2 protein-coding genes are annotated in these 10994 nt (G+C 59.9%); both read right to left on the reverse strand.

The features are described from left to right. Nucleotide 1 precedes the first annotated feature (1 nt). The gene (locus ACY1JZ_RS25875; protein WP_462631650.1) at nt 2–9157 is read right to left on the reverse strand and encodes a non-ribosomal peptide synthetase; all 9156 of its coding nucleotides are present in this window, start codon (nt 9155–9157) and stop codon (nt 2–4) included. A gap of 51 nt (nt 9158–9208) precedes the next feature. Then, nucleotides 9209–10994, reverse strand: a 1786-nt coding sequence (locus ACY1JZ_RS25880; RefSeq protein WP_462631651.1) for a condensation domain-containing protein, incomplete at its 5' end; no start/stop codon positions are given.

Genomic DNA, 10994 nt, shown 5'->3' on the forward strand with positions numbered 1-10994 from the left:
TTTAGCTGTTCCTCCCGCTATCCATTTTTTTTAGAATTCGATCCAGTTGCTTTTGCGATAATTCCGCTTCAGGGAAATCCGATGGCGTGTACGCGGCCGAATGGGACGTTTCCTCCGATTGGCAATGCCTGACCAGCTCCAGCAGCGCATGCCTGACATCGTCTGCCACCTGCTCAATCGTCTCTCTGCGATGCAGATTGGTGCTATAGGTGAACATCAGATGAAGCTGCTGACGAACGACCATCCCGGCCACATCAATCATATGCTGCCGTGCATTGCCAGCCTCCTGTGTCATGCCGCTCGACTCCTTGGCCTGCCTCAGCAGCCCGTCCTCACGGTAGAGCGATGACATCTGACCCAGATAGTTGTAGCTGATCTCTACCTCAGGAAATGCTGTCTTCAGCTCCTGGCAGCGCTCGTCCTCATCGAGATAACGTACAATACCGAAGCCGAAGCCCCGCTCCGGCACGGCCCTCAACTGCTCCTTCACCGCGAGCAGCCTGGAGATCACGCCGTCTGTCTGCGAGGAGTCGAGCAGTACAGGATAGATCGAGGTGAACCAGCCGACTGTACGCGACAGATCGGTTCCCTCAAGCTGCTCGCGTCCATGACCCTCCATGTGCAGCAGCAGCTTGCTGCTGCCTGTCCAATTCTCCATTGCCGTGAGCAGCGCGGACAGCAGCGCCTCGTCAATACGGGTGCGATAGGCCGCAGGCACTTGCTGCAGCAGCAGTCTCGTGCTCTCCTCGTCCAGCTCCACACTAACCGTCTCTGCTGAGAGGAGCGTATTCAACTCGGCAAGCTCATCATCATCGGCTGCATAATCGAGCGGCACACGCGGTATCCAGGTGCAGGCCATGCTCTCCCAGAACGGGAGATGCTTGCGGTATGTTCCCCGCTGCGCCTCCTCTGCCAGACGCTTCGACCATTGCTGGAAGGAGGTCGTCTTGGGCGGCAATGCAGGCGGATTGCCAGCCGCCAACTGTTGGCACAGCGTCTCTACATCCTCCAGCAGGATGCGCCAGGATACCCCGTCCACAACGAGATGGTGTATCGCCAGAAATAATCTGGCAGGCTGGTCGCCAAGTCCGAACCACGCTGCAGACCACACGCGGCCTGCCTGCAGATCCAGGCCCGTCTGCAGCTTGGCAGCCACCGCTTCGATCCGCTGTTGTTGCTGCTCCGCAGACCACTGCGAGAGCTCCTCACATACCAACGCAACCTCGCACTCGCCTGCGTTGTATTGCCTCCAGCCCCCATCCACCTCTTCAAACCTCATGCGCAGCGCATCATGATGGGATACAAGCAACTGCAGCATCTGCTGTACCTGCTCCGGCTGCAATTGAACATGCAGCTCCAGCATGAAGGATTGGTTCCAGTAGCTGCGGCTCGCCAACGGCAAATGGAAGAACCAGTGCTGCACCGGCGTCAGCGGAACCTCCCCTTCTACCCGTCCCTGCTCGGCCTGCGGGGCGGCGGTCGACTCCGCCACTGCAGCAAGCTCGGCTATCGTCTGATAGTGGAACAGTTGCTTCGGCGTCAGCTTGAGCCCGGCTTGCTGCGCACGCGCCACAATCTGGATGCTCAGGATCGAATCTCCTCCCAGCTCGAAGAAATTATCATGCCGCCCTACCTGGTCGATACCAAGCACCTCCGACCAGATCGCAGCAAGCGCGAGCTCCTGCGGCTCTGTCGGCGCGACATACCCTGCCTGAGAGACCAGCTTCGGCTCCGGGAGCTGCGCGCGGTTCACCTTGCCGCTAGGCAGCAATGGCAATACATCCAGCAGCATTATTACAGTAGGAACCATGTAATCCGGCAGGCGCTCCTTCATATAATCGCGCAGTTGCTCCTCCGTGACCGTCTCCTCTGTCCCGGACAGCGCTGCATAAGCCACCAGACGCTTCTCGCCGCCGCTGCCCGTATGTGCAACAACCACGGCCTGACTTACAGCAGGATGCATGCTCAGCTCCCGCTCGATTTCTCCTGGCTCAATCCGATAGCCGCGCACCTTGACCTGATGATCCAATCGTCCCAAAAATTCAATCCAGCCCTCTGGTGAATATCGCACCAGATCACCGGTTCGATACAACCGTTCTCCTTGCTTGAACGGATGCGCTACAAACTTCTCGGCTGTCAGCTCCGGCTGGTTCAGATAGCCGCGAGCCAGGCCATCGCCGCCCACATACAGCTCGCCAGGCATGCCCAGCGGCATGAGACGCCCTAATTTATCCAGAATATAGCAGTCCGTGCCTTGTACCGGCCTGCCGATCGGGATCGTCTGCGACTGGCCTTGAGGAATCCGGTAATAGCAGGTAAAGGTTGTATTTTCCGTTGGCCCATATCCATTCACAACCTCCAGCCCTTCAATCTCCAGCGCCTTGCGCACATGAGGAACACTCAGCGTGTCCCCGCCTGCCCATAGCTGCTTCAGCCCTCGCAGACCTTGCGGATATTCGTCCACCATCGTATGGAACAACGGGGCAGTCAGCCACGCCACGGTAACACCGCATTCCACCATATACTCACCAAGCTCCTGTACAGACGGCAGACCCGGCGGCATGATCGCCAGCGTGCCCCCTCTCAGCAGACTCCCCCAAATCTCAAAGGTCGACGCATCAAAGGATACCGGAGCGAACTGCAGCATCACCTCGCCGGGGCCAAGCCGCGCCTCCTCCAGCCCAAGCGCCAGTCGCACGACGGCGCGATGCGACACGGCCACCCCCTTCGGCCGTCCGGTTGAACCGGATGTATACATTACATAAGCAAGCTGCTGCGCATCGCCTGACGCCCTCCATGGCGCGACCGGCTCCCGCATCATGCGCTCCCATTCCTCATCCAGCAGGATGACTCTCTCCGCTGCGGGCAGCCCTCGCTGTACGCTGCGTTCTGTCACCAGCATACGTAGCTTCGTCTCCTCGGCCATTAGGCGAAGACGCTCCTCCGGGTAGTCAGGATCGAGCGGGATATAGATGCCTCCCGCCTTCACGATGCCGACCAGCGCTATGATGGCCTCTATCGATCGCTCCAGCGCCAGACCCACAGGAACCTCTGGGCCGACGCCCAGCTTGCGCAAGTACGAGGCTACCCGGTCAGCCCGCCGATTCAGCTCCGCGTAGGTCATCTGTGACGATCCAAACACCAGCGCCAATGCTTCTGGTGTACGATCCGCTTGTTCCGTGAATAACTGCCCGATCGTCTTGTTGCGCGGGTAGCTTCCCGTCGTCGCGTCCCACTCCTGCAATAGCCGCTGCTCCTCCGCGGTAGCCAGCATCGGAAGCTCGCCTACCGGGCAGGACGGCCGCTCTGCCATACTCTCCAGCAGACGGCGTACATGCCCAAGCAGTTGCTGCATCATCGGTTCGCTATAGCGCGCGGAGTCATAAGCCGCGCGCAGCTCCAGCTCTTCACCCGGAATGACCGTAATTGTAATCGGATAGTTCGTCCGCTCATGCGTGGCAATGTCCACGAGCTCCATCGCCTGGGAGGATGCCTCTGGCGCAATCGCTGCTGCTACCTCCGCATCCGGTCTTAATACCGGATAATTCTCGTATACCAGCAGACTCTCAAATAGCGGCGTTCCGCGAGGAATCTCGCTTAGACGGTGAATCTCCGCCAGAGACAGATATTCATATTGCCTCATATCGGTCTGCGCGGCTTGCAATTGTCTCAGCCACTCCAGCACAGCTAGCTGCGGCGAAACGAGCTGCCTGACAGGCAGCGTATTAATGAACAGGCCGACCATCGCCTCCACGCCCTCCAGCTCGGCCGGACGGCCGGATACGGTGGTGCCGAACAGCACATCCGCTTCACCGCTGTATCGACTGAGCGCCAGGCCCCAGGCACCCTGGAGCAGTGTACTCAATGTCAACTGACCGCTGCGAGCCATCGCGTCCAGCTCTCCGGTCAGCCTGCTGCCAAGCTTGACGCGAAGCTCCTGCACATTCGGCTGCTCTGTACCTGCCGCCACGGTGCCCATAATGGCGGACGGGCTCTCCAGACCCTGCATATAGCGCTGCCAGTATTCCCTTGCCGCCTCCATGTCCTGCTTCGCCAGCCAGGCCGCATAATTTCGGTAAGAAGGCACAGCCTCAAGCTGTGGATGCGCTCCGGCAGCATAGGCTTCATAAAGCGTGAACCACTCACGAATAACCGTCGGCACACTCCAGCCGTCCAGCAGCAGATGGTGAAACGTCCAGATGAGCTGATGCCGCTGATCATCCAGCCGCACCACCGTTACCCGCATCAATGGCGATTGGTCAAATTCAAACCCGCGTATTTTGTCCGATTCCAGCAATAGCTCCAGCCTGTACGGCTGCTCCTTCCCAGGCACGGCGCTCAAATCCGCGTATTCGATAGGGACAGCCGCTTCCTTGAGCAGGACAAGATGCGGGCGATCCAATCCTTCCTGCATCACGCAGGTGCGCAAGATTTCATGCCGCTGCAGCAGCTCGCGCCAGGCCCGCCGAAGGAGCTGCTCATCCGGCGCTCCGAGCACGGTGAAGACGCATTGCTCGCAGTAGAGGCCTGAATCCGGCGACTCGATCGAATGGTAGAGCATCCCCTCTTGCATCGGCGTCAGCGGGAACAGATCCTCCATGCCTGGATAACGATCATAGATTTGTTCCAGTTGCTCCGCTGTCACCTGTGCAAGCGGCACATCGGACACGGTAATGCCGCCTGTGCCTGGGCGGCAACAGTGCGCGATCAGCTCGCCCAGTTCACGCATGTAGAGGTCGGCCAGCCGCTCAATCGTCTCCGGATTGAGATGATTCCTGCTGTACACCCAGGTCAACATCAACCCGCCACCGGCAATAACTCCCGTGATGTCGAGCAACTGCTCACGGCTGTAAGCCGGATCGACCTCATCTCCCATAGACTCGGGGGCGCCGCCGAAGAGCGCCTCTTGACCTGCGGGAAGCAGATGATCGAACTGACCCAAGTAATTAAAGCTCAGCTTGGGCACCGGCAGCGCCTCCGCCTCCGCATGTCTGGTCATGTACCGCAGCAGGCCATAACCGAGGCCGCGCCCTGGGATGGCGCGCAGTTGCTCCTTGACTGACTTGAGATGAAGCCCAGGGTCAAGTGGCTCGGGGAGCTCCAGCAGCACAGGGAACATCGCTGTGAACCATCCCACTGTTCTGGACAGATCCAGCTCTTCGCCGATCTCTTCCCGCCCATGCCCTTCAAGATAGAGCAACAGTCTGCGATCCTTCGTCCAGGCTGACATGGCGCGAGCCAATGCGGTCAGCAGCACATCGTTGATCTGTGTCCGATAGGCCGCAGGAACCTCCGTCAGAAGCTGCCGCGTCTGCTCATTACTTAAGCGTCGCATCGTCTGACCGCTAGCCGCGGCCGTGTAGGAACCGCCATCTTGATCGACTGGGAAGGCGGGCTCTTGTAGGTACCTCTCACTCATCCAGTAAGCGACTTCCGCCTGCACTTGCTCTGATTGCGCAAAGCGCTGAAGCTGTGCCGACCACTCCAATAGCGAGGTGGTCTTGGGTGGCAGCTCTGTCTGCCGCTGGTCGAGCAGTTGGCCGCACAGCGTATGGAGATCATCCAGCAGAATCCGCCAGGACACCCCATCCACAGCCAGATGGTGAATAATAAGCAGCAGCCTGCCCGGCTCCCCCTCTCTCAAGCGGAAGTAGACGGCGTTCAGCAGCATCCCTTCGTCAAAACGGATACGGCGCTGGGCGGCCTGCGCCTCATCCTCCAGCGCGGACACCTGCTGCTCGCGCCCCAGATGCGACAGATCGATGACCGTCAGGGATGCCGGCCTGCCCGTTCCGGCATTGTACAGTCTGGCCGTCCGGCCAGTCCCTTCCACACGCAGCCGCAACGCATCATGGTGAGCGACGAGCGCATCCAGTGCCCGCTGCAGCAAGGCTGGAGAGAGCGACGGCTGCACTGTCAGCATCAGACCCTGATTGAAATGATGCGGCGCTGCCAGCTCCCGCTCCAAAAACCAGCTTTGAATCGGCGTCGGGCATACTTCGCCCTCTACGACCCCCTGAATCGCTGTGATGCGCCCCGCGCGGGTAGCGGCTTGCGCCAGCGCAGCTATCGTCTGGTGCTCGAATAGATGCTTCGGTGTCAGTTGGAGGCCGTGCTTTTTCGCCCGGTTGACGATCTGGATGCTTAATATCGAATCCCCGCCAAGCGTAAAATAATTGTCATGGATGCCTACCCGTCCTACGCCAAGCACCTCCGACCAGATCGAGGCCAGTTGCTCCTCCGCCTCGTTGCGGGGCGCCTCGTATCCTTGCATCGATACAGCCTCCAGCGGCTCAGGCAAGCCGTTGCGATCTACCTTGCCGTTAGCGGTAAGCGGGAGCCGCTCCAGCACAGTAATGGACGGCGGAACCATATAGTCCGGCAGCTCCGCCTGCATAAATGATCGGAGCTGCTCCGCCTGCAGCATCGCATCCTCATAGAGAGTTGGCGCGACATATGCCAGCAGCCGCGGCTCGCCGGAGGTGCCGGGACGGATGAGCACGGCCGCCTCCCGAATGCCGGGATAACGAAGCAGCGTCTGCTCGATCTCGCCCAGCTCGACACGGAAGCCGCGAACACTCACCTGATCATCCATGCGGCCGACGTACTCAATCTCGCCTTCCGGCGTATATCTGCACAAGTCTCCAGTCGCATACATCCGCTCTTGCTGCGAGCGAGCATTCAGATGGCGAACAAACTTCCGCGCAGTCAGCTCCGGCTGCCCCCAGTAGCCTCTAGCCAGACTTTTCCCCGCAATATACAGCTCCCCGGCTACCCCGACAGGCACTGCCTGGCGATGATGATCCAGTATATAGACCTGTGTATTGCTGATCGGTCGACCAATCGTAGGGCGGGATGCTCGCTCTGCTGCCGGCACCAGGCCACTGGTGGCCACCACCGTGTTCTCCGTCGGACCATAGTTGTTGAACAATTGAAAAGGCAGAGCCGGGTCTGCATAACGATGCAGTGTATCCCCACCTACAAGCAGCGCCCTTAGTGGTGCAGAAGCAGGCCAGTCCAGCTCCAGCAGCCGTTCTCCAAGCGGTGTCGGCAGGAAGCTGATCGTTATGCGCTGTCGCAACAGCCAATCCTGCAGTTGCTCCGGCATCAGTCTGCATTCCTCATCTGGCACCAGCAGGGAAGCGCCTGCCGTCAAATACGGCCATATCTCCCACACCGATGCATCGAAGGCCATGCCGGCAATTAAGGTGGCGCGATCTTGTGCGGTCACCGTGTAGGTATCACAGTGCCATTCAATCAGGTGCAGCAGTGCAGCATGGGTGACCTCCACCCCCTTGGGGCGTCCCGTCGAGCCGGAGGTATAGATGACATAAGCCAGGTCGGATTGCTCCGTCCAGTCAGGCGGCGGCTGATCACTTGCACACTCAAGATGTGGCCAATCCACATCCAGCGCAATCGTGCGAGGCCGCCGCTCTGGCAGCCGCTCTGCAACATGCGCTTGAGTAAGCAGCAGCGGCGCCCCCGTATCCTCCAGAATGAATTGCAGTCGTTCCCTGGGATAGCCGGGGTCGAGCGGCACATAAGCGCCACCCGCCTTCATAATTCCCAGCAGGCCTACCACCAGCTCCGCAGAACGCTCTGCGCAGATAGCAACCAATGTTTCTCTGCCAACGCCTGCCCCCCGCAAATAATGAGCCAGTTGATTGGAACGCCGCTCCAACTCGGCATAAGTAAGCTCCACCTTGCCCGCACTGATCGCTGCTTGTGAGGGAGCAGCAGCAGCCCGCTCCGCGAAACGACGGTGCGCAGTCAGCACGCTAGTTAGCGGACGTTCGGTACGGTTCCACTCCACGAGCATCCGGTTCAGCTCCTGCTCCGACAAGGAAGGCAGCGATGATAATGGCTGATCTGCATACTGAACGAAGCCGTTCAGCACCGTCTTGAGCTGTTCCAATAGACGCTCGATGGCCTCGCCCGCAAATCTTGTCGGATCGAACAGCAACTGCATTTCGAAGGAAGGGCCAGGCAATGCAATAAGAGTGACGGGGTAACCGGTCTGCTCATAGCTCTGCACTCCTGCCAGCTTCAAGCCGCCATGCCGTTCGATGACAGTGCCGTCAATCGGGTAGTTCTCAAAGACGACGAGGCTGTCGAACAGTCGCTGACCTCCAGTGAGGTCGCTCCATTGCTGCACCTCCAGCAGCGGGCTGTGCTCGTAAGCCCGAAGCTGTGTCAGCTCGGCCTGCAGTGCCTGCAGCCACTCGGCTGCAAGCTCATGCCCTGGAACCGCCACACGCACCGGAAGCGTGTTAATGAACAGACCCACCATCGACTCCGCTCCCGGCAGTGTATGCGGACGTCCAGATACAACCGAGCCGAACACCACATCCTCCTCGCGGCTAACACGGCTCAGCACTAGCGCCCATGCGCCCTGCAGCACCGTGCTCATCGTCACCCGCTGCTGCTTCGCGAAGGCCTGCAGCGCGCTCGTCTCCTTCTCGGAGAGCCGAATGCGGCGCTCATTATCGCTTTCGTGAGGATTGGGAAGTCCGCCCATCGCCAGCGGAGTGGGAACGACGGCCCCTCGCAGCTTCTGCCGCCAGAACGACTCGGTCTGCTCGCGGCGCTGCTTCCTAAGCCAGCCAATATAATTCCGGTAGGGCTGAACAGTGCCTAGCACTATCTCCTTTCCACTGCGGAAGGCTTCATATAGCTGAAATACTTCCTGGAACAGCACCCCAATGCTCCAGCCGTCCACCAGCAGATGGTGGATCGTCAGCACAAAGGTATACCGTTCTTCCTCCATGCGAATCAGCGCCAGCCGCAGCAGCGGGGGATTCGTCAGCTCGAAGCCCCTGCTCCTGTCGGCGCTCAGGTAGCGCTCCAGCCGTTCTGACTGCTCATCAGCGGACAGTTCCAGCCAGTCAAGCCGCTCCAGGGGCAGCTCCACACTGCGGTGCACAACTTGAATCGGCTCTTTCACATCATCACATATAATAGATGCACGCAATATTGCATGGCGCTGCACAAGCTGCTGCCACGCCCGCTCCCAGGCGGCCTCATCCAGCGCGCCGCTCAGATGCAGCGCAGACTGGATGATATACACACCGGATTCGGGCGCATACAAGCTGTGGAACAGCATTCCCTGCTGCATCGGAGAGAGCGGGTAAAAGTCTTCCATATTTTTCAGAGTCATTGTGTACGCACGTTCCTTCCGAATCAAAATGCCAGCTCATCTCCGGTACGATCAGGAGCCGGATTGTTTCTTGATCGCATCAAGGAATCCGTCCAACTCGGACTGATCCCAGCCAAACTCCGCAAAATCCGTCGAGGAGTAAGCATCCGCTCCATTCTCCCTAAGATGGAGAATCAGGTCTCGCAGCGAGTTCATCGTCTCCGCGGCGAGCTGCGTGACCGCAGCGCCGAGTTGAGCGCTACAACTGCACTCGATCTGCAGCCGTCCCTCTGTGATGCCCGCGGCGACCGCAATCTCCGCCCCGCCCCGAATATACTCCGCGCAGCTATCGCCTGGAGGCAGCTCCACCTCGGCAAATTGCGTCCACGCTGTACCTGCTGCGGCTGGATCTGCCTCATCTTCATAGCAATAGCTTAGATGCGGCTTGATGCCGCCCTCATGCGCGCTCGCCAGCTCCGCATAAGCGGTACGCAGCGATTCGCTGCCGATGACATGCCGCGGCATACGGCGCAACTGCTCCTTGACCGGCGCGATCAGCTCCGGCAACGGCTGTATAGCACCCAACTCCAGCCATAACGAGAAGCGCGAGTTGAACTGCCCGACCGTCCGCGTAAGGTGGAGTGCGTCCTCTCGACCACGTCCAGTCTCCTCTACCTCCACCAGCAGCGCGCGATTGGCTGCCTGCTGCATCAGCGCCTTCGCCAGCGCAGCCAGCACAAGCTCGCTTGCCTCTGCACGATATGCCGGAGCGACCTCGTGAATCAGTGCGTAGGTATCCTCAGCGGACAAGCTTGCCCGGATTGCACTTCGAATCGCGCCAGAGAGTGGCGCCCCGAGGATCATCTCGCCTGTCGATTCAGATGGCTCATTCAGTCGCAGCGGCTCCGCCTCCATTTCCATTGCCCATGATGTCTGCCCACTCGATGCCTCTACGATCTCCTCCTGCTCCAAGGCTTGCTGAACCCAGGTGTGGAAAGCGACTGTCCTTAGCGGCAGTTGCACCGTCTCTCCGGCGAGCGCCTGACTATAAGCGCGATGCACATCTTCCAACAGCAACGACCATGAGTACCGATCTGCTGCCATGCTGTGCACAGCCAGCAGCAACTGCTCGGGGTGATGGTCTCCGTAGTCCAGCAGCACTGCGCCCACCAGCGGCCCCATGTCAGGCCGCAGACTGCGCTGCAGTCGCTCAGCTTCGCCGCGTATAGCTTCACGGCGCGCCGTCTCTGGTAGCCCCTGCAGCATGATTCGCTCCAGTGGGATGCCACCCGATTCAGACGCATAGTATTGAGCCTCATCGCCATCTGATCCCAAGACGCGCAGGCGCAGAGCGTCATGATGAACCGCTAGGCTGCTCAGCGCTGTCGCCAGTGCCTGCTCCTGCGCAGGATCGCGCAGCGTAATCACTCTCGCCTGGCTCCGCAGGCTGTGATCCCCCGGCGGGGTCAGGCAACGGCGTTGATACGGAGTGAGCGGGAATTGTCCGCCAATTGGCAGCGTGTCCCCTGCTGCTCTACTCGCTAGTGCGGCTACCGTCTGTCGCTCGAATATATCCTTCGGCGTCAGTCCGATGCCTGCTTGCGCGGAGCGGAATATAATCTGCATGCTGAGGATCGAGTCACCGCCCAGCTCGAAGAAGTTGTCATGGATGCCCACCTGCTCCACACCCAGCACCTCTGCCCAGATTCGGCATAGCTCCTCCTCCACCGCATTGCGCGGCCCCTCATACTCCGTCCCTCCTGTACGCTCCGGTTCCGGCAACGCCTTCTTGTCCACCTTCCCGTTCGCCGTCAGCGGCAGCCTCTCCAGCTCCACGATCCCTGTCGGCACCATGTAA

The sequence above is a fragment of the Paenibacillus sp. J5 genome, from assembly GCF_054955055.1.

Coding starts and splice junctions, on each gene's coding strand:
- ACY1JZ_RS25875 (WP_462631650.1), bottom strand. CDS start 9,157: ATGACTCTGAAAAATATGGAAGACTTTTACCCGCTCTCTCCGATGCAG.